Raw genomic sequence first — 25819 nt, forward strand, 5'->3', positions numbered from 1 at the left:
AGGTTATCGTCGTTGGTTGAGTTCGTTTCTTGCTGCGCTATAGCTCGATACGCAGAAGGGGACGAGGAAGTTCATCAGGAAATGGCCGACGTGCAGCGCCTTTCCATCCAGCAGGTCGCTCCCCTGATTGATCGCGTTCAGCATCAAGCCCACGACCAGTGCTACCCGCGCGGACGGCGCGATGATGCGGGGCGTTGCGGCGACACAAAGCAAGGCGCGGCAGCGCACAAGGAAACCGGACGGTTGCGTCATCTTCTGCATTTACGCCTCCGCCGGCTGGGGAATGTCGGCGGAGGCGATCGCGGCGGCCAACTCATCGACGATCTGCGTGATCAGTGGAATATCCGCTTCCGGCTCCAGATCGCGCGGCGAACCTTTTCCGCCGGTCGGCACGGCATGCAACAAGCCGCCGGCATCCGGTCTGGCAACGAATTCGCCCCCGCAGTTGCCGCAATAGAGATGTGAACCGGCAAGCTGGCCGCGCCGCATGACCAGTGTCGGGCCGCACATCGGGCATCGCCGCAGAGGAATGCCGTCGTCGCTGTGGCCGACGATATGATTCAGCAAGCCGTTCCGGCCCATGGTAATGAACTGCCGTCCGAGCCCTGCGTCGAACTGCCGTCCCAGGTTTTGTTCGATGATCGTCAGTGCGTCTTCGATCGGCATGGCGTGCCGGTACGGCCGGGAACTGGTCATTGCGTCGAACGCATCGCAGATGCCGACGATGCGCGCATCGAGGGGCACCATATTGCTCGCCAGCCCGTTCGGGTAACCGGTGCCATCGGGCGTTTCATGGTGCGACAGGATCGCATCGTGCACCAGATGGGCCAAAGGGTGGATCGCGAGCGTCCGCACGCCGATCTCCGGATGCGTACGGATGACTGCTGTTTCCTCTTCGGTCAGACGGCCGGGCTTGCGCAGGATCGCATCCGGGACGCCGATTTTCCCCAGATCGTGCAGGAAACCACCCAGGGTGATGCGCGCCACCCGCGCTTCGTCCAGGCCGACGACCGTCGCCAGCAGGCGGGCAAAGCGCGACACCCGCCACAAGTGCCCACCGGTGTACGGATCGCGGGCTTCGACCATCCAGGCCATCACCAGCAAGCTTGGAAGAATAGGGTTCTCGTTCGTCATGGCGTCGTTCTCCTTGGCGGCGGTTACGGCGGTGTCCAACGTTATCGCCGATCATTTGAAATGACGCCGCAGCATGCGCTCGGCCAGCGCGGCGCCGGCCGGGGTCTTCAGCGTGTCCTTTTGCAGGTACAGAACGACGTCCGGCCGGCCCAGGCCGCCGTGGTGTTCGCTGCCGGCGTCGACCGCGAGAATCGTCGCGTTCGGGGTGACGGGCTGCACGATTCGTTCCACTGTCCGGCGCGCTATTTCGAAATCCGTCAGGCCCGCAAACAGGACGGGGATGCGTGGCGCGTGCTGGCGCAGCGTGGCAAAAACGGTTTCGGCGCTTTCCGGCATGGACGAAGACAGCGCGATCGAGATCACCGCGCCGCGCGCAGAGCGCGACGCGCCATCGGCGACTTCTTCCAGCGCCGCCAATGGTGCGGCCGAGAAGCCGGCCTGTGCCAGCAGCGGCTTCATGTCGGCCACGATGAAGGCGTGCGGCCTTGCCAGCAGGACTTTGCGTTCGATGGTCATGATTTTCTCCCTGTTGAATTAACCGAGACGCCAGGCGTGGTAGCGCGCTGCCCAGGCCAGAAGCCGTTCGGGCGCATGCGCGCGTTTCCACTCGCCGGCCGCGTACTTGTTCGCTTCCGCCAGCGTCGGATAGGTGTGGATGGTGCCCAGTATCTTGTTCAGGCCGAGGCCGTGCTTCATCGCCAGCACATACTCGGCAAGCAGGTCGCCCGCATGTTCGCCGACGATGGTCACGCCGAGAATCCTGTCCTTGCCCGGCACGGTGAGCACCTTGACGAAGCCCTGCGCCGTTTCATCGGCGATCGCGCGGTCCAGCTCGGCGAGGTCGAAGCGCGTGACTTCCACCGCGATCTTGCGCTCCGCCGCTTCCTGCTCCGACAGGCCGACGCGAGCGACCTCCGGCGCGGTGAAGGTGCACCACGGGATCACGCTGTAGTCGGCACGGAAGCGCTTGAACTGGCCGAACAAGGCATTGACCGCCGCGTACCAGGCTTGATGCGCGGCCGTATGCGTGAACTGGTACGGCCCGGCGACGTCGCCGCAGGCAAAGATGTTGGGGTAGAGCGTCTGCAGGTAGGCATCGGTTTCGATGGTCTTGCGCTCCGTGAGCGGAATGCCGAGTTCTTCCAGTCCATAGCCCTCGGTGCGGGCGACACGGCCCACCGCGCAGAGCAAGAGATCGAATTCGACGGCAGTCTCGGCGCTGTCGCCGCTTTTCTTGACGATCAGACGCTGGCTATTGCCGTCGCGCTCGCAGCGTACTGCTTGATGACCGGCCAGCACTGTCACGCCGTCGGCGGCCAGTGCCTGCGCGACCAGTGCCGACACTTCCGGGTCTTCGCGGACCACCAGTCGCGCGGCCATTTCCACCTGGGTGACTTGCGAACCGAAGCGCGCGAATGCCTGGGCCAACTCGCAGCCGATCGGGCCGCCGCCCAGCACGAGCAGCCGCTTCGGCAATTCCGTCAAGGACCACAAGGTGTCGGAGGTGACGTAATCGACCGTATCGAGTCCGGGGATGGGCGGCACCAGCGGCCGCGCGCCGGCGGCGATCACGATCGCGCGCGTGGTCAGGCGTTTGCCGTCCACCTCGACTTCCCAGGGCGAGACGATCTTCGCCCGGCCTTGCACGACATCCACGCCCAGCTTGGTATAGCGCTCAACGGAGTCGTGCGGCTCGACCGTGCGGATCACGCGGTGGATGCGCGCCATGACATCGGCAAAGTCGAACTCGACGCGGGTAGTGGAAATGCCGAGCGACGCGGCATTCCTGGCTTGCCTCACGAACTTGGCCGAGCGGATCAGCGCCTTGGATGGCACGCAGCCGAAATTGAGGCAGTCGCCGCCCATCTTGTGGCCTTCGATGAGCGTGACTTTCGCTTTTACGGCGGCCGCGATGTACGAGGTCACGAGCCCGGCGGCGCCGCCGCCGATCACGATCAGGTTGCGGTCGAAACGGGCCGGCTTTTTCCACTGTTTGTAGACCTGTCGTGCCTTGGTTGCGGCAAGGAGCTTTCTGGCGGCAAGCGGAAACAGGCCGAGCAGCACGAAGGCGCCGAGCACGGCCGGCGACAGGATGCCTTGTACGCTGTCGATCTGCGCCAGTTGCGTGCCGGCGTTGACGTACACGGCGGTCCCTGCCAGCATGCCGGCCTGGCTGACCCAGTAGAACGTCCGGGTGCGGATCCCGGTCAGTCCCATCAAGAGGTTGATCACGAAGAACGGAAACACCGGCACCAGGCGCAGCGTGAACAGGTAAAACGCGCCGTCGCGTTCGATGCCCCGGTCGATCGCCTCAAGCCTTTGCTGAAAACGGTTCCTGACCCAGCCGCGCAGCAGATGGCGCGACGCGAGAAAGGCCAGCGTGGCGCCGATGGCCGAGGCGAACGATACCAGTACTGTACCAATCCAGAAGCCGAACAAGGCGCCGCCGGCCAGCGTCATCACCGCGGCGCCGGGCAGCGACAACGCCGCCGCCAGAACGTAGAGCCCCGCGTACAACGCCACCGTTTGCGCCGGATGGGCCTGATAGTAAGCCTGCAACGACTGTTGGCTGGCCTTGAGAAACGCCAGGTTCGCATATTGGCCGAGATCGAAGGTGACGTAAGCCGCGACGGCGGCCGCCAGCAGAACCAGGACGACGATCTTGTTTCGTTGCATTATTGTGCACCCCTTTATTTGGCCTGGACGCGATCAGGCAGCCAGCGCGCCGCCGCAACTGCTTCCCTGACCGGCGGTGCAGCCGTAGCAGTGGTCGGCGACGGTGATTGCCTGGCCTTCGACGTCATTGCCCAGCAGATCGCGCAGGTGCGGACGCGCCGTACCGCTCATCCTGAGCGGCAGATGCAGCATCTGGTTGAAGTCGCAGTCGTACAGATAGCCTTGCCAGTCGACGCTGATGAGCGTTTTGCACATCACCGCATCCAGATTGCCCGCGCTGAAGTTGTCCTTCAGCAGATGCATGTAATCGGCAAACTGGCCTTTCGAGATCAGCATGCTGCCGAAACGCTGGATCGGCATGTTCGCAAGCGCATAAAGCTGATTGAATACGATGCCGAAATGCCCGGCCAGCTCGCGCTTGTAGTCCGCTTCCAGTTTCTGCTGGTCCGGGGGAAGGGCGGGACCTTGCGGGTTGTACACCAGATTCAAGCTCAAACCGCTGCCCGCGCGACCGTAGCCAAGCGCATTCAAGGTCTGCAGGCCACGGATGCTGCGCTCGAACACACCGCCGCCACGCTGCCTATCGACCCGTTCCTGTGAATAGCAGGGCAGCGATGCGGTAACTTCCACGTGCTGCTCGGCCAGGAACTGCGCCAGATCTTCATGGCCCGGCTCGGACAGGATGGTGAGGTTGCAGCGGTCGATCACGCGCACGTCCAGCTTTCGCGCTTCGTGCACCAGGCGCCGGAAGTGGATATTCAGTTCCGGCGCGCCGCCGGTGAGATCCAGCGTCGTCAGGCATCGCGCCTTGAGCACCTGCAGCACGAGCTCGATCGTGCCTTCATCCATCATTTCCGTGCGGGTTGGTCCGGCGTTCACATGGCAGTGCTGGCAGGTCTGGTTGCACTTGTAGCCGAGATTGACTTGCAAGGTATCCAGCGTTTTACGTCGAATCGCGGGGAAATCCGTCTGACGCAACAAAGGAAAAGTGGCATGCATGATGTGTCTCAATGAGCGGTGTTGATGTATTAAACGGAATGGGTTCCGCTTCCTTACAATCAAATGTCGGCAACTTCCATTGTCAGGGTTCCCATGAAGAAGATCTTGTGCGCGTTCCTTTTCCTAGTCGCATCGGCGACGAGCGCAGGGGCGGACGGCGGCATCGTCTCCCGGTCCAGCCCTTATTCCGTGCCAGAAACGATCAGCCGCCTTGAAACGGTGTTGAAGAGCAAGGGGATCACGATCTTTGCCAGGATCGACCACGCCGGCGAAGCGGAAAAGGCGGGACTCAAGATGCGTCCGGCGCAGCTGCTGGTGTTCGGCAATCCCAAGGCCGGCACGCCGATCATGCAAGCGGTGCCGGTGTCCGGCATCGACTTGCCGCTGAAAGCGCTGGCCTGGGAAGATGCCGAAGGAAAGACCTGGCTCAGCTACAACGATCCGGCCTACTTCAAGGAGCGCTTCAAGCTGCCGGATGAAGCCATGAAACCGATCATGGGAATCGGTGGCTTGATCGACGCGGCCGTCAAATGAAGGGAAAGGCGCCGTTCGCCGATCCGGGGCGCGTCAGCGCCGGAGCACGGCGAGCCACTCCTTCTGTGCGGCGCTCAACGCGCTTTCCGGCGTCAGCATCGCCTGCGCCAGCGCGCCGCGGATCTCAGGCTCCTCGGGCGGGCGCGCATCGCTCAACAGCACCCGCAGCAGGCGCTGTGTTTTCTCCAGGCTTTGCCGATACAGCGTGAAGATCGCGCTGACCGTGACATGCCTGGACGGGTCTTCCATCCAGCAGTCGTAATCGGTCGCGATGCCGATCGTCGCATAGCAGATTTGCGCTTCGCGGGCGAGAAACACTTCCGGCACATTGGTCATGCCGACCACATCGCATCCGGCCTGACGCAGGAAATGGCTCTCGGCGCGCGTGCCCAGGCGCGGACCCTCCACGCAGGCATAGGTGACCCCGGCATGCAGGCGGATGTCGAGCATGCCGGCATGTTCGCGTATCCATTGGGCGAGGTTCGCGCTCACCGGCATGGCAGTGGAGACGTGGGCGGCGATGCCGTCGCCGAAGAAGGTCGACGCGCGGCGTCCCTTGGTCCAGTCGAAATACTGCGCCGGCACGGCCAGGTCGCCCGGTGCGATCTCTTCCCGCAGGCTGCCGACAGCGGAGATGCCGATGATCTGGGTGGCGCCCAGTGACTTGAGCGCGTAGATATTGGCGCGGTAATTGACTTCATGCGGCAGGAACTGGTGCTGATTTCCATGCCGGGCCAGGAACAGGATTTCCTGGCCGCCCATTTTCCCTTTCAGGATGGGAGAGGAGGGCGCGCCGAACGGCGTGGCCACGTCTATCGTCTGCAGGAGGTCAAGTCCATCCAACTGGTAGACCCCGGTTCCGCCGATGATTGCGAGCATATGGATTCCTTTTCTTGTTCAAACAGGGTTCTTGCATGGGTTCCCTGATTAAACGCAGCCGGCCCGGAATCCTTACAACTTTCTCATTTCAGCTTGGCGTCGGTCAGCACCCGCTCGCAGGCCTTGCGCAGGAAGCTCATGTTGCCCTTGAAATTGGTGCAGCCGGTGCACATCATCAAATGGAATTTCAGGGCGACGGTCTCGCGCGCCGAAAGTTTGCGGTCCAGCTGTTGCGACATCAGGTGCGTCGCCTTTTTACATGACATCATTTTTCCTTGTCCCTTTCAAACCAGCGCTGCTGCAGACACAGCCGAAGGTGCATGCGCGCGCGATGCAGGATCACCCAACAGTTGGACGTGGTGATCGCCAATTCCTTACAAATCTCCTCCACTTCCAGCCCCAGGAACTCCCGCATCGAGAACACGCGTGCCGTCGTGTCCGGCAGTTTCGTCATGCACAGCTCGAAGATGAGCCAGAACTCCTGGTTCTCGAAGCTCTTTTCCGGATCGCCCCAGGTGGATGGCATTTCGCTGCGTTGCCAGCGGTCGTTTGTCTGGAACAGGACATCGAAATCCGATTCATCGCCGGCCGCATCGATCAGGTCGACCCGGTTCTTGTTCCAGCGGTCGCGCAAGAGGTCGATGATCTTGTTCTTCAGGATGGTAAACATCCAGGTCTTGACTGACGCGCGCTCCTGGAATTGCTCGCGCGCCGCAAACGCAGCGGCAAGTGCATCCTGCACCACATCCTCGGCGAGGTCGCGGTTTCTGAGTTGCAAGACGGCAAAGCGCAGCAACTCCTTGCGCAGTTGCGCCAACATGGCGTCATTCCACAAAGGCGCATCGTTGCGGCCGGAAGCAGTGTCTGAAATCACGGAGTTCATGGATGGTTTATCGGCCTAAATGTGGGTACTTGTCATTATTTCCGCATCGCCGATTCGGTAATGCGTAAAAAGAATCGCACTGCGAGCATAACGCTTCACCCGCGGTTTGCATATATCGTACATTGACAGGAGCGATCGTTTTGACTGTGTTTCGCCGACGGTGCGCATCACGGGAGCCACCGGATGGCAGTCGCGACAAGGACGTCGTAAGGATTGCTTCATATCTCGTCTAGCTGAAATCGCCCATTCCACCGCGTGTGATCTGGATGGTTATCAAATAATTAATCTTTCTCGTTATTGTTTCGTCCAACGTGCGATTGCCACCTGCGAAGCCCTTTAACCAAGGAGAACTTATGTCCAGCACCAGACAAGACATTCCCGCAGTCCTGTTATTCGATGTCAACGAGACACTCCTCGACCTGGCGCCGCTGCAAAAGAGTATCAACGCCGCATTGCTGGACCCGAACGGAGCCACGCTGTGGTTTACGACCATGCTGCACTATTCGCTCGTCATGACGCTCGCCGACCGCTGGGCGCCGCTTCCCGAGGTCGGCGCCGCGACTCTCCAGATGCTGGCGAAGAACCGCCAAATCGTGCTGCGCGATGAAGACGCGAAAAACGCTTTGCGCCCCATGCTGTCCTTGCCGCCGCACCCGGATGTGCGCGCGGCGCTCGACAGGCTGCGCCAAGCCGGATTTCGGCTGGCAACGCTGACCAACTCGTCCGCGTCCGGTGTCGCCGCGCAGCTCGCGTATGCGGGACTGGCGGACTGCTTCGAACGCCAATTGAGTGTGGAAAATACCCGCCAATACAAGCCGAGCTTGGCGGTTTGCCGCTGGGCGGCAGCGGAAATGCAGGTCGAACCGGATCAGTGCATGCTGATCGCCGCCCATGGCTGGGACGTCGCCGGGGCCAAATGGGCCGGTCTGCGTACCGCATTTGTCGAACGGAACGGCCAGCAACTGTTTCCGCTGGCGGAGGCGCCCGATATCGTCGGCGCCGATTTGCTCGACGTGGCGGATAAGCTGACGGCAAGTGCATAAGCGGAGTTGTCATGCGCGCCGCGCGAAACCGACGCGTGAAGGGCCGATTGCGGCAGGTGAGGCCGGCCGGGCGCGTGTGCTTGCGCGACGCATCAGTGTCGTGCGGCTGCCGCCACGGCCGGCGCTCCGGCAGGCTCGGCAACGGGCCCGTCTTCCCAGCGCAGCGTATTGAAGTCGAACTGGGCAACGAGGGTAGGTTTGACGACTTGGAAATACGGCGAGACGTCGAAATCGCGCGGTGCGAACAGACTGTGGTGGCGGACCCGGAGAATTTCCTCGACACAGCCGGGGCAATCGGGACGATCGGCGTTGCGGGTGTTCGTGATGGGCAGGATAGGGTAACGAATCGATTGAAACGCCTGTGCGATCAGCGTCGAGCAGATGGCACGGGTCGGATCGCCGCTGCCGAGCGCGAGCATGCGGCGGCGGAACCGTAAAGGGACGGGCGGGGTTGGCAGCAGATAGCGCGCCAGATCGATGACATTGCGCAGATCGTACTGATTGCCGAGACGCGCGATCGCGAACGCCGTGACCTTCCGGCAATCCGACTCGCTCAAGCCGGCCGGACGGCAAATCCGCGTATGCAAACCGGCGAATTCGTCGACGCCGACGCTGCGCACGCCATCCACGAGATCCGCCTCGATGAAACAGTGATCGGGATTGCCGCCCGCTTCCGCCAGATGCGTCCCGACGTAAAGTGCCGCATGCGACCAGGTCGACTGCGTCAGGTACTTGATCGCGGTACTGATGCGGCTATTGCCCTCGACCAGCAGCACGTCGCCGGGTTGGAGGCAGGCGAGCAGCCGATCCGGGCGTGTCGCCGGACCTGTGCCATGCACGTGCGTTTCCCGCGCAAGAAAACGTGCCAGACGTTTTCCCAGCCAATTGAGTGCCAGTCCCATCGCCGTGGCTTGCAGCAGGATGTCAGGCCGGCGCCCGGCAACGGCGCGCGATCCAATGATCCAGCGATAGCTTGCCGGGCCCCTTTGCCACCAGATAGAGCAGCACGGCTGCCCAGGTGCCATGCGTCGGGTACGCATCCGGATAGACGAAGATCTGGATCGTCAAGGTCATGACCAGCAAGGCCAGCGCGGAGAAGCGCGTCGCCAGTCCGATCAGCAGCAAGAACGGGAACAAATGCTCGGCGAAGGCTGCCATCGGCGCCGCCAGTTCCGGCGGGATCAGAGGCAGGCGATACTCTTCCCGGAATAGGTCAACCACCGAATCCGACAAGCGCGGCAGGCCGAGCTGGAATTCGCCGTTGATGAGATCGATGGCCAGTCCTTCGATCTTGGTCTGCCCCGATTTCCAGAATACCGCCGCGATCGAAAACCGGCCGACGGCTGCGATGAAGGAGTCCGGGATGCGTCCGAGCATTGCGATCAGCCGCTGAATGTGCCTTATGGCTTGCGGTGCAATGGTTGCGCCTGAGCTTGCTGCGTCGTGGCTTGAGTTCATGGCTGTATCCTCCTTGTTGTTGTGATGGATGAAATGGCCTGCTTGCGGATCAGCAGGCTCACGATGTCCGCAAGATCGAACTCTGGATCGAATAGTCCGGCCTGTTCGACTGCGTCGCCCAGGCTGGCGCCTTGCATCAGGCAGGTGACAAACTCGCTGGCGCTGGCATCCAGGGGAATCACCTCGACATCGAGCTCCGAACGGATGACCAGCGCGTTTTCGGGGTGATAGGGATCGACGGACGAAATGTCGGCGAGTCCCTGGTGCGCCGCCCATAGCGACACGGCCGCATAGTGGGAACGCAGGAGCCGAGCTGAAGGATGGAGCCCGAGCAAGAGGCCGGGCAACTGATCGGCATCGACCAACACCTGCGCGACCGCATCGGCGGTTAGCCCTGCCGCGTCGGACGCGTGATAGGCATGCACGCGCATCATTTCAAGCCGCGCGACATCCGCGAGATAGGGCACCGATGCGGCCGGCGGAAATTGCTCGATGAACGCCGGGAACGACTCGCCATAGAAGGCAAGCAGCCGTGAACGCGGCGGCTGGGCGCACACGAAAAGCTGTGCCATCGCGCGGAAGAACTCCTCCCCGACGAGTTCCAGCGTGACAGGAAAGGTGTCGGCGAGCGCATCGACTAGTGACACCATCACGTTGTTGCGGTACACGGCGAAACGGGTGGCCGGGTCGGAGCCGTTCCAGGTGGCGAGTCGTGCCGGCGGCGGCTGTTCGGGATCGAGCAGGGCGTCGACGAATGCCTGTTGCCCGTTCATGCGCCGATCTCCCGGGCGCATGGTTCCTGCTGCGCGCGCAGCAGGCGCTCGGCCTGCTCGGCTTCGGCGAACAGCACGTCGAAAGACGGGATGTCATTGTCCCGTTCGATCAGGGTAGCCACCGGGCCGACCTGCGCCAGCGCGTACTCGTACAGATGCCAGACCGCCTGCGCGACCGGCGAGCCGTGGCTGTCGATCAGCAATGGGAAGCCGCCAGCGTCATGGTCGCGTGCGAAGCCGGCCAGGTGAATTTCTTCGACATGGTGATTCGTGAGGGCGCGCACGGTGGCGTAGGGATCGCGGTTATGGTTGACGCAGGAGACGTAGACGTTGTTCACGTCGAGCAGCAGGCCGCAACCGGTGCGGTCCAGCACTTCGCCGATGAAGTCGGTTTCCTCCATTGTGGATTCCGCGAATTCGACATAGGTCGCCGGGTTTTCCAGCAACATCTGGCGTTTGAGGCGCGTCTGTACCTGGTCGATGTGGTCGCAGACCCGGTGCAGCGTCTGCAGCGTATAGGGCAGCGGCAGCAGATCGTTGAGGAACACGTCGCCATGGCTGGACCAGGCCAGGTGCTCGGAAAACGATTGCGGCGCGTAGCGGTCGATCAATGCGGCCAGCTTGTCGAGGTGGACGGGATTGAGCGGCGATTCGCCGCCGATCGACAAGCCGACGCCGTGGATGGACAAGGGATAGCGCTCGCGGATGCGCGTCAGGTAATGGTGAAAGGGGCCGCCGTCGACCATGTAGTTCTCGGCATGGATCTCGAAAAATCCCAAGTCAGGCCAGGTTTCGACGATCTGGCGGAAATGCGCGGGCTTGAGCCCCACGCCGGCACACGGCGGCAGGCGGTGGGGTTGGACGCAAGCGGAGGCGCCGCGATGCTGCGGTAAAGGATGGACAGATGTAGTCATCGGCGGCGCTCCGCGCTGGTGTGGTCGATCAGGCTTTCTTTTCCTTGAATGCCTGCAATTGCCCGAATCCGCTGGCGGAGGTGGGCGATGCGGTCTTCTCGCAAGTCCCCTTCGGAACGAATTTCCAGGCATTGCCCTGGTAGTCGATCTTCGAGGTGCCGGCGCACGTGGTGCCTGGACCGGCCGCGCAGTCATTCTTGCCCTTGAGGGCAACACCGAAACATTTTTCCTTGTCAGCCGTCTGGGCGGCAACCGGTGCGGCGGCGAGGGTCGCGGCTGCACCCAGCGCCAAGGCCAGGGCTGCGGTGGAGGCGTAGCGGGCGGTAGGGGTCTGCTTCATTGGATTCTCCTCTGACAGGTGGAATATAGGGGATGCTCGGCGCGCGGTTTGCGTACCTTGCTGCCCCTATAGACGTAACGCCCGTCCATTCCTTACAGTCGGATGCGGCATTTTTTGCGAACAGGCCGATGCACGGTAGTGTCAGATACGCAACAATTCGTCCAGGCGCCCCGATCTCTCCAGTGCGGCGAGGTCATCGAATCCGCCGATATGCGTGCTGCCGATGAAGATTTGCGGGACGGTCCGGCGCCCGGTCGTGGCGATCATGCGCTCCAGTTGGCCCGGCTCGACGTCCACCGGTATCTTGGTCAGGCGGTCGACACCGCAGCGTTTGAGGAGTTGCTCGGCGCTTTGGCAATAGCGGCATCCTTGCACGCTGTACATGGTGACGGTTGGCATGGCTTTGCTCCTAAAAAAACGTAAATTCCGCTTGTTCGGAACGCTCCCGAGCCGATAGAGGTCCGGTACGGTCCGGGTAAGCGAACGGCGCAATTGGGGGTCAAAGCGATTTGGGTGCCTTGTCCTTGATGCGGGGCCAATTCTTCTCCGCCTGCGCGAGATTGCCCTTCACGTCTTCCAACCAGCGGGCCTGCGCCTCCTTGTGAACATTCAGATACAGCTTGCCATCCACGACTTTCCACAGCAAGGGATCGACATCGAGCTTCTTTTCCAGCGCCACACCCATGGCGCAAAAGCCGCCGTAGGCTGGCGCATACTTGGCCGGGTCGGCCTTGAAAGCGTCACGGTTGGCGGCGTTGGCAAACCAGTAGGTCGTACCATCGTGTTTTTCCGAGAGGTTCGCATTGCCCTTCATCGGCCCGGTGGCCGAGTGATACGAAACCGGATCGTAGCCCTTCAGCGCGAGGCCGTTGGCGTCGACGTTAACGGAACTGCTCGAATGTTCGTCGTAGGCGTGCGCGGACCGGGGCAAGGTGACGGCGGTCAGGGCGGTCAGCGTGACCACGGCGGCCGACGCGAGGAACAGACGGCGCGAGGAACGGTTGTGCATGCTCATGGCAATCTCCAAATAGGTAAGAAAGAAATCGATGCAGCCGGTCTTGGCGGTCGTCATCGACGCCTCATACTGTAGCGATGTGGCGATACGAATGGTAATTTTATGTATCATATGGATTACCATTCGTATCGGTTTGAGCCCATGGATAGACTGACAACGCTGCTGGCCCACTTCTCTCTGCGCGCCGGAGTTTTCCATACCGGGAATATCTGCGGGATCCATCATTTCGACGAAGATCCGTTGCGCGGACATCTTCATCTGGTCAAACGCGGACCCGTGCGCGTGATTGGCGCACGCAATGCGACGATCGATATCACCGAGCCGACCATCCTGTTCCTGCCACGCCCGGATGTGCACCGCCTGGTAGCCGATGACAAGGCCGGTGCGGATGTGGTCTGCGGGACGGTGCAGTTTGGCGGGGGCGGAAGGAATCCCATCACCGATTCGCTGCCGGCCGTGGTCCTGGTCGAGCTGGCCGCGCTGCCCGGCGTGGATGCATTGCTGAGCCTCATGTTTGAGGAAGCGTTTTCGGAGCAGTGCGGACGCCAGGCCGCGCTGGACCGTTTGTGCGAAGTGCTGATGATCCGCCTGCTGCGCTACTGCATTGACCACGGGTTGACGCAAGGCGGCACCCTTGCGGGGCTTGCCGACAAGCGCTTGTCCAAGGCACTGCTCGCCATCCAGGAAGATCCGGCGCGCCCGTGGGAACTGTCCGACATGGCAGCCCTTGCCGGCATGTCGCGCGCGCGTTTTGCCGTCCGCTTCCGCGAGGTTACCGGAGAGACGCCGGCGGACTATCTTGCATCGTGGCGCATCATGGTCGCACAGCGTTTGCTGAAGCAGGGTGTTCAACTCAAACATGTCGCCTATGATGTCGGTTACGGCAGCGCCAGCGCATTGACGCGGGCGTTTATCAGAAAGCTCGGCTGTTCACCGACCGAATGGCTGAAGGGAGCACAACAGATGCATGAATTGCCGGAGCCCGAAACATCCGGTCATGCAAACGAGACGCGTGGATCACTGCTGAATGTTCTCGCTGAATAGAATGGTCCTCAGCAATACAGCGCCAGGGAATTCTTCCCAGGCAGGATGTATTTGCGTTTTCTGTCAGGAGAATCCGCCCATGTCTGCCACCCCATTCATCAAGAACCTGCGGCCAGTCGATCATGCGAACGCCCAGGGGCCGCAAAAGGACGTGCTGGACCTCGCGCTCGCGAAGCTCGGGTTTATCCCGAACATGTATGCCAACATGGCGAACGCGCCGGCCGTGCTGAGCACCTATTTACACGGCTACGGATTGTTCCGCAGCGAATCCGGATTGAAGCCGGCCGAACAGGAAGTGGTGTTTCTTGCCGTCAGCCAAGTCAATGGCTGCGATTACTGTACGGCGGCGCACAGCATGATCGCCGACAAGATGTCCGGCGTGCCGAAGGACGTGCTACAGGCGATTCGTGAGCGGAAGCCCATTCCCGATGCAAGGCTGGCGATTTTGCATGCGACGACCGTGGAAATGGTCCGAAGCCACGGCCGGCCTAGCCCGGAGACAGTGAGCGCGTTCTTGAATGCCGGATATCAGGAACGCGATCTGCTCTATATCGTGCTCGCCATCGCAGTCAAGACACTGAGCAACTTCAGTAATCACGCGTTCGCGACCGCAGTGGACGAGCGATTTGCAGCGTACAAGGTTGCTTGACTGCGGGCGCAGTGATGCGGCATTGATCACTGAGTATCGCTGCGCCGGTCAAGCCGCACTCGTCGCTCGACACCGGCGATATCGAATGGATTCGGCGACCGGCTGAATCCAAATCGTATATGTAGGTTGACGACAATCTTCTGGCAATGCGTGTGTCGGAAACGGTCGGACTTGCGTAGGGCATGCGCCTAGGAAGCGAGCAGGCTGAAGACAACGCATTCCCAGGATTCGGTGCGATGGCAGCACCTGCTAGAATTTAGCATGTTTTTTCCCCGCCCTCATTCCTTCTCCGGCCTATCGCTCAAGATCTATGTAGCCTTTCTGGTAACAACGATCATTCCGACGGTGGTTGCCAGCGCGATCGGAGCCTATTTTTCGCTGCAGGCGCTGCAACATGAAACTCTGCGCAACCTGAATCAGGAAGTCACCGTCAGGTCGCAAGGGCTCGGCCGCTTTTTTGATCAACTGTCTGCGCAAGTGCTCTCAATGGCAAGTATGGGCGCAATTCGCCAATTCGCAGCCGCGAAGGAGGCTGACGATCTCGCTCGCATCGAGGCTGCAGGATCCTGGCTAGAGAGGGACTACGCAGCCTTGGCGCGCTTTTCGAAATACGTTTATCAGATCCGCTTAATAGGAATGGACGGGCAGGAGTGGATCCGTGTCGATCGCCGCTCCGGGGACGTGGTTGTTGCGTCGCCACAGGACCTGCAGTTCAAGGGGGACCGCTACTATTTTCTCGAAGCCAGTGCACTTCAACCGGGACAACTATATGTCTCGCCTCTCGATTTGAATGTGGAATTCGGCATCGTTGAGCAACCGGAGCGCCCGGTTATCCGCGTCGGCACACCGGTCGCAGGCCGCGATGGAAGTAAGCTGGGCGTGTTGATCATCAATCTTCATGCGGACCTCTTGCTTGAGCAGGTTCAGCAGATGGCCGACTTACATAAAGGAAACGCATACCTTCTTGATGACTCGGGACAATATTTAAGTCGTTCCGCTGGCGGCGAGCATGCTCGATTCGCAATGCAGCCGGTCGATAAGCTTATGACACTCATGCCCGAATCGATCGGAGCCAATCTGATAAAAGGCGAACTTTCCCCAAATCGTGACGACGGATGGATCATGGCGCAGGCATCAATTGACTTTTCAAGGCAGGAGCTACCAGCTAGCGCTCAGGGAAAGTGGCGCATCGCACTTGCGTTTCCAGAACGCGAGTTATTCTTCGCGGTATTTAATTTATATATTGTTTATGGGGCGCTGCTTGTGGCACTGCTTATGAGCGCGATCGCAGGATATTTGCTATCGCGTCGGCTGTTGCGTCCAATCAGCGACATGTCGGCGGAAACGACCGCGATCGCCAACGGAGACTTTACGCGCCGTGTTTCCGTTAGCGGAAATGATGAAATCACGGCACTCGCAAAAAAATTCAATCTGATGGCCGAGCGTCTTCAGGCATCCGCAAGCGAAGTTAACGCACACCGCGAGCAACTCGAGCAGCAGGTGCGCGATCGTACGCTTGACTTGGAACAGGAACGCGCTGCGTTAGAAGCCGTGATCGAACATACCGCCGACGGTATTTTGGAAGTCAGCAAGAACGGAAAACTGCGTCTCGTTAATGCAGCTGGAATGCGCCTCATCGGGAACGAGCATGCACTGGGGGCACCCCTTGGGGATTTTTGGCCGCAGTGGTCGCAAATTGTGAGGGACGCCGCAGGCAGCGCTTTGCGCTGCGATTTGCATGTCCGTGAATTAATCCTCTCCTTAACGGTAGCGCCAACAGCGGCCGGCTACATCGTTGTCGCCCGCGATGTCAGCCAGGAACGCCGTTTCCTGGACGAGCGTCGTATGCTGGATCGGCAGATGTTCCAGATGGAGAAGTTGACGACGCTTGGCGAATTGGCAATGGGACTGGCGCACGAAATTGGCAATCCCCTAGCCGGCATGAAAGCGGTCGTGCAGGCGATGCAGTACGAAGACGAGGTGCCTGAAGGATTAATCGAGCCACTTACGCGGTTGGAGAGCGAGATCGATCGGCTGTCCGGCTTTCTGCGAAGTTTTCACGGCTATGCTGCGCCGCAACGGCTCCAGGTTGAGGCATGCAGACTTGACGACGTCCTTGACGATGTTTTGTTCTGGACAGGGAAGGACGCGCGAAGCAAGAGGGTTACAGTCGAGTTGCACGGGACCGCCACTTTGCCCCCATTATGGGCCGACCCCAACCAATTCAAGCAAACCTTGCTGAACTTGGTGATCAATGCGGTGCATGCGATGCCGAAGGGGGGGAACCTCACGGTGGCGGCACGGGTTGACGGTCACCGGGCGCTCATCGAGGTGCGCGACACTGGCATCGGCATTGCACCGGAGGTGCTGTCGCAGATCTTCGATCCATTTTTCACCACACGGAGTGAAGGTACGGGGCTAGGCTTAGCAATCGTACGCAAAATAGCTGAGCAGCATGGCGCACGCATCGAAGTGAGGAGTGATTCAGGGCACGGAACGTGCTTTACTTTGGATTGGCCGCTTTTTGGGAACCACCATGTCTGACCCCATTTTAATCGTCGAAGATGATGCAACCATCCGCATTACAGTAGGCAAGTTCCTTGCAAAACGAGGTTACGACATCAGTGTTGCAGAAGACGGTGCAACGGCGCTGGGACTGTTAAAACAGCAAACCTTTCGCCTTGTGTTGCTCGATCTGCGCTTGCCGGACATCGGTGGATTAGATGTGCTGGCAAAGCTGCGAGAGTCAGACGATCAAACATTAGTAGTGATCATGACTGCGTTTCCGGAGGTCCGCACGGCCGTAGCTGCACTGAAGGCAGGCGCCTATGACTACATCCACAAACCGTTTGATCTGGAAGACTTGCTGGAACAGATTCGCCGGGCGCTGGAGACTCACCGGTTGCGTCGCGAGGTAGAGTGGCGCCGCGCGCAGACTGCGAGTAACGATTCTGGCGACATGATTGGCACCAGCCCTGCGTTCCAGTCAATGATCGAGATGACACATAAAATCGCGGCGGCCGGTCGCGTTCCGGTTCTAATCCAGGGGGAGTCGGGCTCTGGAAAGGAGCATGTCGCGCAGACGGTTCACAACCGTTCGTCGCGCGCCTCCGGTCCGTGGGTTACGCTTAATTGTTCCGCACTCCCGGAAGGATTGCTGGAATCGGAGATCTTCGGCCATGAGCGCGGCGCGTTCACTGATGCGAAGCAGGCCAAACGCGGATTGCTGGAATTGGCAGACGGCGGGACGCTGTTTCTCGACGAGATCGGCGACATGTCACAGACGCTGCAACCCAAACTGCTGAGAGTATTGGAGACGCAGACCTTCCGCCGCCTCGGTGGGCAGAAGGAAATACGGGTTGATGTGCGATTTGTCGCGGCAACACACCGTAACTTGCCCGAGATGGTTAAGCGCGGGGCGTTCCGAGAAGATCTGTATTACCGCCTGAACGTCGGCACGATTGATGTGCCTCCGCTACGCGAACGCAAGGACGATATCCTGTCACTCGCACGGTATTTCCTGGCCCGAACCGGGGCATCGTTCGGGGCGTCCATCGGCGATCTCGCCCAATGTACCGTGCCGTATCTGACGGCATATCATTGGCCGGGCAATATTCGCGAGTTGCGTAACGTCATGGAACGAGCTGCCATATTAAGCGGCGGCGAGCAGGTTACGCTGGACCATCTCCCACGAGAGCTGTCTGGGCGGCAGGCATTGACGGATACGATGGAGCGAGGGGTTCCACGCGAAAAAATTAAAACTCTGAGCGAAATTGAAACGGACTATATTAAAACGGTGCTGTTTCATTGCGGAGGCAACAAAACTCGTGCAGCCGAACTTCTAGGTATTAACCGTTTTACACTGCGCAACAAATTGCGCGAGTCTGACGAGCTAGAGGAATCGGACAGTTAAGTTAATCACTAAAAATATCCGCTGTCGCGCGTCGGGCTCGCTGAGCGGGTCGCCAATCAGAGGCAGCACTTCTGCTGTTAGTATTCCTGCCACCTCAGCAAAGTCCAGCTGTATTCGATGCAATCGCTGCTTTTAAGCGGCAGTCATCTATTCGAGCGGAGCCTTCAGTTGCACTGACAGGCTTCCGGCGCTTTCTCAATAACCTCTTCTAATAGAGTCCGCTTGTTTGCGTCGCGCTTGCGCGTTCGCCAATTCCCTCGCCCTCGCTACCCACCCAGTCATGGTTTGACCGGTAAGTTTCCGACCACGCGGCAAATAAATGGCCGCACTTTGGCGACGCGCAGTCAGTTTTCACTTGTTTTCTCAATTCTGGTTACTGGCATGAAACATGCAAAACGGTATGTACCGTAGGGCTGTTCCTACAGGGGCTCCTACCCATGAAGGAAGGAATATGAAAAACACACGTATTAAACACGCCGCACCCGGTTTCAGGGATCTGGTGATGGCGACGACGCTGGTGCTTGGCTCAGGGATGGTAAATGCGCAAAGCGCACCGGACTTGGCGCCCATGCCCGAAGTAAAGCCGGGAAATGCCGCGATGATCGAGCTTGGCAAGTTCTTCTTTTTCGATAACCGCTTGTCTGGCAATTGGGGGGTGTCCTGCGCCTCTTGTCATGCTCCGGACAAGGGCTGGGGCGACGGACAGGCGCTGTCCGCCGGCTACCCATCGACAGAGTATTTCCGCAATGCGCCGACTGTACTCAACAGCAAGCACCGCGCCCGCTTCATGTGGGATGGTCGTCTCGACGGTACTGATGCAGGGACCCTGGTACGAGACATGATTACCGAAGCCCACACCATGAATGCCGACGGACGCTTGGTGCAGGAGCGCCTGAAACAGGTTCCCGAGTACGACGCGCTATGGAAGAAGTGGCGCAACGATGACATCAACGGCATGCGCGTGTTCAACGTCATCGGCGAGTTCATTCGCAGCCTGGAGACGACCAACGCACCGTTCGACAAGTTCATCAAGGGTGACGCGACCGCGATCAGCGACGAAGCCAAGGCCGGTTATGCGCTCTTCAAGGGCAAGGCCAATTGCGCCTCCTGCCACAACGGTCCGATCGGCTCCGATGGCAAGCTGTACAAGACGGGCGTGCCCGAGCATCCCGATGTGCTGAAAAACCCGCTGCGCTCGATCACGATGCTGCGCCATTACGCAACCTCGGGCATGCCGAACTACATGAATGCGCGCACCGACGTCGGCGCTTATGCGATCACGAAGAAGCCGGACGACATCGGCAAGTTCCAGACCGCGCAGCTGCGCGACCTGAAGTACACCGCGCCGTATATGCACAACGGTGTGTTCGCCACGCTGGACGAAGTGATCGACTTCTACGACCGCGGTGGCGGCAATGCGTCGTTGCTCAAGCAACTGAGGCTGTCGGCAGCGGAGAAGCAGGCGCTAAAGGCATTCCTGCTGACGCTGTCGGGCGACCCGATCGTTGTGAAGGACCCGGGTCAACCGGACATGCAGACCCGCACCACCTATGGCAAGAACTGAGGAAACCACCATGAAATCCATGATCAAACTCGGCGTTGCGGTCGTCAGCACATTGAGCATCGCATTGTCCGCGCATGCGGCCGGCGCCAAGCCGGCACCGCTCGCGCCGTTGCCGCCACCACCCATCCCGAAGGACAACCCGAACACCCCTGAAAAGATTGCGCTTGGCAAGAAGCTGTTCTGGGACAACCGCCTGTCGGGCGATGGTTCCATGCCTTGCGTCTCCTGCCATCTGCCGCAACTTGGTTGGGGCGATGGCGGCCAGCTGTCGCGCGGCTATCCGGGCACCAAGCACTGGCGCAATTCGCAGACCGTCCTGAACTCCGCGTATTACAACAAGCTGTTCCTCGATGGTTCCGTGACGAGCCTGGAAGCCCAGGCGGCCTCTGCAGCGGAAGGCTCTGTGGCTGGGAACGGCGATACGGCGATGATGGAAATGCGCCTGCGCTTCTTGCCGGAATATGTCGCCGAGTTCAAGCAGGTGTTCGGCGCCGAATGGCCGCGCATGAACGACGCCTACCGTGCGCTCGCAGCCTACCAGCGCACCATCATTACCGACGCCAAGCAGGTGCCGTTTGACCGTTACGCGATGGGCGACAAGAATGCGCTCGACGCGTCGCAGAAGCGCGGCATGGCGCTGTACAACGGCAAGGCCAACTGCATCGCCTGCCACAATGGGCCGCTGGCGTCCAACCAACAGTTCTACGCGACCGGCGTGCCTGATCATCCGGCTTTCAAGGACGATCCGATCTCGCAGGTCACGCACCGCTGGCAGTGGTATCAGAAAGGCATCCCGGAGAAGGACTATCGCGGTGCGATGGACGATGCCGGCCTCTATTTCGTGACCAAGAACCCGAAGGACATCGGCAAGTGGCGCGTGCCTTCGTTGCGTGAACTGAAGTATGTGGCGCCGTACATGCACAACGGCTCGCTGGCGACGCTGAAGGACGTGGTCGACTTTTATGACAAGGGTGGCGGGACCGCAGTGAACAAGACCCCGCTGCTGAAGCCATTAAAGCTCACAGACCAGGAGAAACGCGACTTGGTGGCCTTCCTCGAAGCCCTGTCGATGGACAAACCGCTGTTGCACGACGCGCCGACGCTGCCGGGCGATTACCGGCCGCTGCCTGCTCCAGCCCAATAAGGAAAAGATCATGAGCAACAAGACCATACAAATCAAACAGGAACACCCCCACGATCATTATCATGACGGCGAACGCGCCTGCATGAGCCGCCGCAGCTTCCTGCTTGCCGGTGGCGCAATGGTGACGCTGGCCGCAGTCGGCGGTATCCCCGGCATCGCTTCCGCCGCGCCGCTGCAAGCAGTAAAGAAAACGTACCCGCGGGTCAAGATTGCTTCGTTGTCGGCGCTACAGAAAGGCAAACCGGTTGAATTTGCGTACCCGTTCCCGGATGTGAGCAACATGCTGGTCAAGCTGGGTACCGAAGCCGGCGCCGGTGTTGGTCCGGAGAAGGACATCGTTGCCTTCAACCAGCAATGCACGCATATGGGCGGCCCGCTGCATGGCACTTACAAGGACGAGTACCAGGCGCTTGGGCCGTGCCCGCTGCACCTGACCACATTCGACCTGACCCGTCACGGCATGGTGATTTCCGGGCATGCCACCGAAGCCTTGCCCCAGATCGTCCTGGAAGTGCAGGGAGACGACATCTACGCGGTCGGTGTGATGGGCCTCGTTTATGGCTACAGCAACATGGCCGCCAAGCGCAACGCGTAAGGAGAAAAGCATGAGCAAGCAAGAGAAATTTACGGACGCCGTTCCGCTGCCCCCCAAGGACGCAGATATCCTGACAACCGCCTGTGACTACTGCACGGTTGCCTGCGGCTACAAGGTGTACCGCTGGCCCGTCGGCAAGGAAGGCGGCGCCAAGGCCTCGCAAAATGCACTGAAGGCGGACTTCCCGCACCAAAGCATGATGGGTGCGTGGGTCAGCCCGGCGATGCACAATGTGGTCAGTCACAAGGGCAAGCCGCATCATGTGGTCGTGATGCCGGACAAGGACGCGACCGTGGTCAACCCCGGCGGCAACCATTCGATTCGTGGCGGCACGCTGGCGCAGAAGTGCTACAACCCCGAAAACCGCACCCGGGAACGTCTGCTGCACCCGATGATTCGGGTGAACGGCAAGCTGACGCCAGTCAGTTGGGACCTCGCCACCGAAGTCATGGCCGACATCTCGAAATACATCATCGCCAAGTACGGCGAGCACGCATGGGCGGTAAAGAGCTTCTCGTACCAGTATTTCGAGAACGTGTATGCGATCACCAAGCTCGCGATGACCTCGGTCGGTACACCGGCCTTTGCATGGCACGACAAGAACGCGAACACCAACGATGCGACCGGGCTGGATGATGCTGGCATCGACTCGTTCGCTTCCAGCTACCAGGACTGGGCCGACTGCGAAGTCGCGTTCCTGTCCGGCGTCGATCCGTACGAAACCAAAACCACGCTGTTTACCCAGTGGATGATGCCGGGCGATAAGAAGCTCATCTTCGTCACGCCGCACAAGACGATGGGCGTCGCATGGTCGGTCAAGGAAGGGCGCGGCTTATGGCTGCCGATTACCCCTGGTACCGACACCGTGCTTCATCTAGCGATGGCGCGCATCATCGTCGAGAACAACTGGCAGGACCAGGCGTTCATCGACAAGTGGGTCGCCAACTCGTGGGAAGTGGATGCCGGCTATGGCCGCGGCACCCGCAATACCGGCTGGCAGTGGCGTACCACCTGGGGCACCTGGCAGTCGGACTGGCCCGACTTCAAGAAATTCATCCTGTCGCAGGAAGAAGCGAAGCTGGACGTCGCGGCGAAGATCACCGGCCTGAACCCGGAGGACATCAGGAAGGCTGCCGAATGGGTCGCCAAGCCCAAGGCCGACGGATCCCACCCGAAGACATCGTTCATGTGCGAGAAAGGGAATTACTGGACGAACAACTACATGAACACGGCGTCGTTTGCGTCGCTTGGCCTGATCTGCGGCGCCGGTAACCGGCCCGGCCGCATGATCTCCCGGGGCGGCGGCCACCAGCGCGGCGGCTTGTCGGCGGGTGGCGGTTCCGGCTGGCTGTCGCCGGAAAAGCATCCGGGACGCCGCAAGAAAGACTTTAACCTCGATACCTGGATGATGCAGGGCAATATCCGCTTCTCGTGGGTCATTGGCACTACCTGGATCGCAGCGATGATGGGTTCCAGTGCGCTCGAAAAGAAGATGCGCGAGCTGACCATTGGTAATCCGCACCAGATCACCAGCTTGGATCGTGCCGCGATCTTTGAAACCCTGAAGCGGCGCGTGGATTCGGGCGGAATGGTGATGGCCAACTCCGACATTTATCCGGTGATCCCGGTCGGCACCGAACTCGCCGACATCGTGCTGCCGGCGGCAACCTGGGGCGAGGATAACTTCACCCGCTGTAACTCCGAGCGGCGGCTGCGCCTGTACAGCAAGTTCTACGATGCGCCGGGCGAAGCCAAGGCGGACTGGTGGATCGTGCAGAAATTCGCGCAGAAAATGGGCTATGCGAACGATGGCGGCTACCAGTGGAAGGATTCGAATGATGTCTTCGAGGAGGGGGCACGCTTCTCGCGCGGCGGCGTGCTGAATTACCATCCGCTCGCAACGCAGGCGAAGGAAAAGGGCATCAAGGCCCAGGAACTGTTGCGGACCCTGGGTACAACCGGCATCCAGACGCCGATCCGTGTGCGAGACGGCAAGCTGGTCGGCACGCAGCGCTTGCATGATCCCAACAATAACTGGGGTGAAATCGAGCAGGCCGAATTCCAGCTTCTGGCTCTGTACGCCTTCAATACCCACAGCGGCAAGGCCATCCTGCTGAAGACGCCGTGGAAATACGCCGGCTGGATCCAGTTCTACGACGCGATCAAGCCGCGGGTGGAAAAAGGAGAAATTTGGGTCACCAATGGGCGTGTCAACGAACTTTGGCAGTCCGGTTTCGACGACCAGCGCAAGCCTTACCTGTCCAAGCGGTGGCCGGATTCCTTCATCTATGTCAATCCGGAAGACGCAAAGAGGAGGGGCATTGAGTCCGGCGATTATGTCGAGGTAGTCAACGACACGGTGTATGTCCAGACCGGACAGCCGCAAGGCGTGCTGGATGCCGACCTGAACTTTAACCAGCTCATGAAGGACGGCCACATCATGACCACCGAAGGACGCTTCAAGGCAGTTGCGATCGTCTCGGACGAAGTGCGGCCTGGTGTCTCCATGACCAACTTCAATTTCCCGAAGTCGCCCGCCAATGCCGTGGTGTCGGCCGTCGCTGATCCGATGACCAACAACTATCGCTACAAGCTGGGACGGGGCGTGTTGAACAAGGTGGGTGAATCGCCGTACAAGCATGATTTCACGCAGATGAGCCTGAAGCCGCGCCATATCGTTTAAATATTGGGCCACGCCTTTAGTAACGGGCGGATCCGGCAGGATCCGCTCATTTTTGGAGAAGCAATGATGAAAAAACTGTTTGTACTCGCCGGCCTGGTTGCGCTTTCCGCTCCGGCACTGGCTGCCGATGAAGCGGCGGCGCTGGAAATCGCCAAGAAGAGCAACTGCATGGCCTGCCACGCGGTTGACAAGAAGCTTGTTGGTCCGGCGTTCAAGGATATTGGTGCGAAATATGCCGGAGTTTCTGGTGCAGAAGCGGATTTGATTACGAAGGTCAAGAAGGGCACGAAGGGGACATGGGGCTCGATGCCCATGCCGCCTAATGCTACTGTCAAGGAAGCCGACATCAAGACAGTCGTGCAGTACATCCTGACGCTGAAGTAACGTACTACCTTCGCATTCTCGTCACAATGCCGGCGCCGTGCATGCGGCGCCGGTACTCCGAGAGGCGTGGTTGGTTGGCCGGCGTGATCTCCGCCAAGGACCCGCCAACAGGACAGCCACTAGATTATTACGTACAGGCCCAAACATGAGTCGCCCTGACGAAGCCGCTTTGACAGACCGCTCCGGTCGCGCCATTTCCTATCTACGCCTGTCGGTCACGGACCGCTGTGATTTCCGCTGCAGCTATTGCATGCCGGTTTCCGCGCGCTTTCTCCCACGCGAGCAGGTGATGACGCTGGAAGAGAATTTGGCACTGGTACGGGTGTTTGCGGAGATGGGCGTACGCAAGGTACGCCTGACTGGTGGAGAACCACTGGTGCGCAAGGACTTGTCCTGGCTCATACGTGGCATTAAGTCCTTGCCGCAGGCACCAGACGTCGTATTGACGACCAATGGCTCTCAACTTGGAAAACAGATTGGCGGGCTGGTGGACGCGGGGCTGTCTCGGGTCAATGTATCGCTCGACTCCCTGGACAGCGAAAACTTCAAGCGGATCACCCATAGTGGGCGGCTTGAGCAAGTGCTAGATGGGCTTTTTGCCGCCAAATGGGCCGGGCTGGAAGGCATCAAGCTGAATGTTGTCGCCATGCGTGGCGTCAACGACCACGAACTGGTGCCGCTAGTCGAGTTCGCCATCGAACACGGCTTCAACATATCCTTTATCGAGGAAATGCCATTTGGAGATGCTACCAGAGATCGGGCTGGCAGCTTCATGTCTTCAGCAGAGGTCAAAACACTGGTTGAGCAGGTATTTCCGCTCGTGCAGACACTGGAGTCCAGTGGAGGCCCCGCGCGCTATCACCGCATACCGGGGACGGAAACGCGCATCGGTTTCATCAGCCCGCATTCACACAATTTTTGCGATACCTGCAACCGCTTGCGTGTCGCAGCCACAGGTGATCTCTATACCTGCCTTGCGAGCAATAGCACCTTTCCTTTGCTACCCCTGCTACGCGGGGACGCTTTTGATCCGACACGGGTACGTGAAGCCATTCTCCGCGCCATTGGCAGTAAACCGACAGGGCACGACTTCGGTAACAAACAGGCTTACCAGGCAGTGCGCTTCATGTCGCGCACCGGAGGTTAATTAAACAGACTTCTCTCCGGGATCAATAAACGCACTGGTGGTTTCGAG

The 25819-nt window shown here is 60.0% G+C and carries 27 protein-coding genes; 12 read left to right on the plus strand and 15 right to left on the minus strand.

Translation table 11 applies throughout. The annotated features are described in order from the left end of the window. Positions 1 to 3 precede the first annotated feature (3 nt). From AC3WOY_RS22610 to arsS, 5 genes are read right to left on the minus strand one after another with little or no spacing between them, the layout of a single operon-like run. The gene (locus tag AC3WOY_RS22610; RefSeq protein ID WP_492427876.1) at positions 4 to 261 is read right to left on the minus strand and encodes a nitrate/nitrite transporter NrtS; all 258 of its coding nucleotides are present in this window, start codon (positions 259 to 261) and stop codon (positions 4 to 6) included. Continuing rightward, a complete protein-coding gene (locus AC3WOY_RS22615) occupies positions 262 to 1134 on the minus strand; it encodes an HD-GYP domain-containing protein (RefSeq protein ID WP_492427878.1) in 873 nt (290 codons plus the stop codon). Between the two features lie 51 nt (positions 1135 to 1185). Continuing rightward, on the minus strand, positions 1186 to 1650 hold the full coding sequence (locus AC3WOY_RS22620) for a hypothetical protein (protein ID WP_492427880.1): 465 nt from the start codon (positions 1648 to 1650) through the stop codon (positions 1186 to 1188). An 18-nt stretch (positions 1651 to 1668) separates the two neighbouring features. After that, positions 1669 to 3810 (minus strand): dihydrolipoyl dehydrogenase family protein, encoded by a 2142-nt coding sequence (locus AC3WOY_RS22625; protein ID WP_492427882.1) that lies wholly within the window; start codon positions 3808 to 3810, stop codon positions 1669 to 1671. Positions 3811 to 3843: 33 nt separating this feature from the next. Continuing rightward, positions 3844 to 4809: an arsenosugar biosynthesis radical SAM (seleno)protein ArsS gene (arsS, locus tag AC3WOY_RS22630; protein WP_492427884.1), complete on the minus strand. Its 966-nt coding sequence runs from the start codon at positions 4807 to 4809 to the stop codon at positions 3844 to 3846. 93 nt (positions 4810 to 4902) lie between these two features. On the opposite strand from arsS, the gene AC3WOY_RS22635 reads away from it, so the two are divergent. Beyond that, complete coding sequence (locus tag AC3WOY_RS22635) at positions 4903 to 5343, plus strand: DUF302 domain-containing protein (RefSeq protein WP_492427886.1); 441 nt, start codon at positions 4903 to 4905, stop codon at positions 5341 to 5343. A 33-nt stretch (positions 5344 to 5376) separates the two neighbouring features. On the opposite strand, the gene mtnP is transcribed toward AC3WOY_RS22635, so the two are convergent. The 3 genes from mtnP to AC3WOY_RS22650 all read right to left on the minus strand — a co-directional run bounded on the left by mtnP (position 5377) and on the right by AC3WOY_RS22650 (position 7042). After that, entirely contained in the window at positions 5377 to 6222 is an 846-nt protein-coding gene (gene mtnP, locus AC3WOY_RS22640; protein WP_492427888.1) for an S-methyl-5'-thioadenosine phosphorylase, read from the minus strand. 83 nt (positions 6223 to 6305) lie between these two features. Continuing rightward, positions 6306 to 6491, minus strand: a complete 186-nt coding sequence (locus tag AC3WOY_RS22645) for a zf-HC2 domain-containing protein (protein ID WP_492427890.1) — start codon at positions 6489 to 6491, stop codon at positions 6306 to 6308. Next, positions 6488 to 7042 (minus strand): sigma-70 family RNA polymerase sigma factor, encoded by a 555-nt coding sequence (locus AC3WOY_RS22650; RefSeq protein ID WP_492427892.1) that lies wholly within the window; start codon positions 7040 to 7042, stop codon positions 6488 to 6490. Before AC3WOY_RS22650 ends, AC3WOY_RS22645 begins: the two co-directional genes overlap by 4 nt. A 416-nt stretch (positions 7043 to 7458) precedes the next feature. On the opposite strand from AC3WOY_RS22650, the gene AC3WOY_RS22655 reads away from it, so the two are divergent. Further along, positions 7459 to 8148, plus strand: coding sequence for a haloacid dehalogenase type II (locus tag AC3WOY_RS22655; RefSeq protein ID WP_492427894.1), 690 nt, complete (start codon positions 7459 to 7461; stop codon positions 8146 to 8148). Positions 8149 to 8240: 92 nt separating this feature from the next. Here the strand turns inward: AC3WOY_RS22655 and AC3WOY_RS22660 are convergent, their stop codons facing one another. From AC3WOY_RS22660 to AC3WOY_RS22690, 7 genes are all read right to left on the minus strand, one after another. Then, positions 8241 to 9050, minus strand: a complete 810-nt coding sequence (locus AC3WOY_RS22660; protein WP_492427896.1) for a YiiX/YebB-like N1pC/P60 family cysteine hydrolase — start codon at positions 9048 to 9050, stop codon at positions 8241 to 8243. Positions 9051 to 9072: 22 nt separating this feature from the next. After that, on the minus strand, positions 9073 to 9525 hold the full coding sequence (locus AC3WOY_RS22665; RefSeq protein ID WP_492429387.1) for a DoxX family protein: 453 nt from the start codon (positions 9523 to 9525) through the stop codon (positions 9073 to 9075). Positions 9526 to 9602: 77 nt separating this feature from the next. Then, a complete protein-coding gene (locus AC3WOY_RS22670) occupies positions 9603 to 10379 on the minus strand; it encodes an HvfC/BufC family peptide modification chaperone (RefSeq protein WP_492427898.1) in 777 nt (258 codons plus the stop codon). Beyond that, the gene (gene bufB, locus AC3WOY_RS22675; protein ID WP_492427900.1) at positions 10376 to 11293 is read right to left on the minus strand and encodes an MNIO family bufferin maturase; all 918 of its coding nucleotides are present in this window, start codon (positions 11291 to 11293) and stop codon (positions 10376 to 10378) included. The genes AC3WOY_RS22670 and bufB overlap by 4 nt, the downstream gene beginning before the upstream one ends. Positions 11294 to 11321: 28 nt before the next feature. Further along, entirely contained in the window at positions 11322 to 11633 is a 312-nt protein-coding gene (locus AC3WOY_RS22680; RefSeq protein ID WP_492427902.1) for a BufA1 family periplasmic bufferin-type metallophore, read from the minus strand. A gap of 141 nt (positions 11634 to 11774) precedes the next feature. After that, on the minus strand, positions 11775 to 12032 hold the full coding sequence (gene grxC / locus AC3WOY_RS22685; RefSeq protein ID WP_492427904.1) for a glutaredoxin 3: 258 nt from the start codon (positions 12030 to 12032) through the stop codon (positions 11775 to 11777). Between the two features lie 100 nt (positions 12033 to 12132). Then, positions 12133 to 12705: a YHS domain-containing (seleno)protein gene (locus AC3WOY_RS22690; RefSeq protein ID WP_492427906.1), complete on the minus strand. Its 573-nt coding sequence runs from the start codon at positions 12703 to 12705 to the stop codon at positions 12133 to 12135. Between the two features lie 84 nt (positions 12706 to 12789). On the opposite strand from AC3WOY_RS22690, the gene AC3WOY_RS22695 reads away from it, so the two are divergent. The 10 genes from AC3WOY_RS22695 to moaA all read left to right on the plus strand — a co-directional run bounded on the left by AC3WOY_RS22695 (position 12790) and on the right by moaA (position 25771). After that, a complete protein-coding gene (locus AC3WOY_RS22695) occupies positions 12790 to 13692 on the plus strand; it encodes an AraC family transcriptional regulator (RefSeq protein ID WP_492427908.1) in 903 nt (300 codons plus the stop codon). A gap of 79 nt (positions 13693 to 13771) precedes the next feature. Next, complete coding sequence (locus AC3WOY_RS22700; protein WP_492427911.1) at positions 13772 to 14341, plus strand: carboxymuconolactone decarboxylase family protein; 570 nt, start codon at positions 13772 to 13774, stop codon at positions 14339 to 14341. Positions 14342 to 14602: 261 nt separating this feature from the next. Continuing rightward, a complete protein-coding gene (locus tag AC3WOY_RS22705) occupies positions 14603 to 16885 on the plus strand; it encodes an ATP-binding protein (RefSeq protein WP_492427913.1) in 2283 nt (760 codons plus the stop codon). Beyond that, positions 16878 to 18254 carry a sigma-54-dependent transcriptional regulator gene (locus AC3WOY_RS22710; protein ID WP_492427915.1) on the plus strand — a complete coding sequence of 459 codons (1377 nt, stop codon included), beginning with the start codon at positions 16878 to 16880 and terminating at the stop codon, positions 18252 to 18254. Before AC3WOY_RS22705 ends, AC3WOY_RS22710 begins: the two co-directional genes overlap by 8 nt. Before the next feature lie 451 nt (positions 18255 to 18705). Then, positions 18706 to 19818 carry a cytochrome-c peroxidase gene (locus AC3WOY_RS22715; RefSeq protein ID WP_492427917.1) on the plus strand — a complete coding sequence of 371 codons (1113 nt, stop codon included), beginning with the start codon at positions 18706 to 18708 and terminating at the stop codon, positions 19816 to 19818. A 10-nt stretch (positions 19819 to 19828) separates the two neighbouring features. Then, on the plus strand, positions 19829 to 20962 hold the full coding sequence (locus tag AC3WOY_RS22720; protein WP_492427919.1) for a cytochrome-c peroxidase: 1134 nt from the start codon (positions 19829 to 19831) through the stop codon (positions 20960 to 20962). 10 nt (positions 20963 to 20972) lie between these two features. Continuing rightward, positions 20973 to 21557 (plus strand): arsenate reductase (azurin) small subunit, encoded by a 585-nt coding sequence (locus AC3WOY_RS22725; protein WP_492427921.1) that lies wholly within the window; start codon positions 20973 to 20975, stop codon positions 21555 to 21557. 10 nt (positions 21558 to 21567) lie between these two features. Next, the gene (locus tag AC3WOY_RS22730) at positions 21568 to 24240 is read left to right on the plus strand and encodes an arsenate reductase (azurin) large subunit (RefSeq protein ID WP_492427923.1); all 2673 of its coding nucleotides are present in this window, start codon (positions 21568 to 21570) and stop codon (positions 24238 to 24240) included. 66 nt (positions 24241 to 24306) lie between these two features. Continuing rightward, positions 24307 to 24624 (plus strand): c-type cytochrome, encoded by a 318-nt coding sequence (locus tag AC3WOY_RS22735; RefSeq protein WP_492429388.1) that lies wholly within the window; start codon positions 24307 to 24309, stop codon positions 24622 to 24624. 145 nt (positions 24625 to 24769) lie between these two features. Next, positions 24770 to 25771, plus strand: coding sequence for a GTP 3',8-cyclase MoaA (moaA, locus tag AC3WOY_RS22740; RefSeq protein ID WP_492427925.1), 1002 nt, complete (start codon positions 24770 to 24772; stop codon positions 25769 to 25771). Positions 25772 to 25819: the final 48 nt, after the last annotated feature.

This window comes from Noviherbaspirillum sp. FW303-A3 (genome assembly GCF_058788695.1).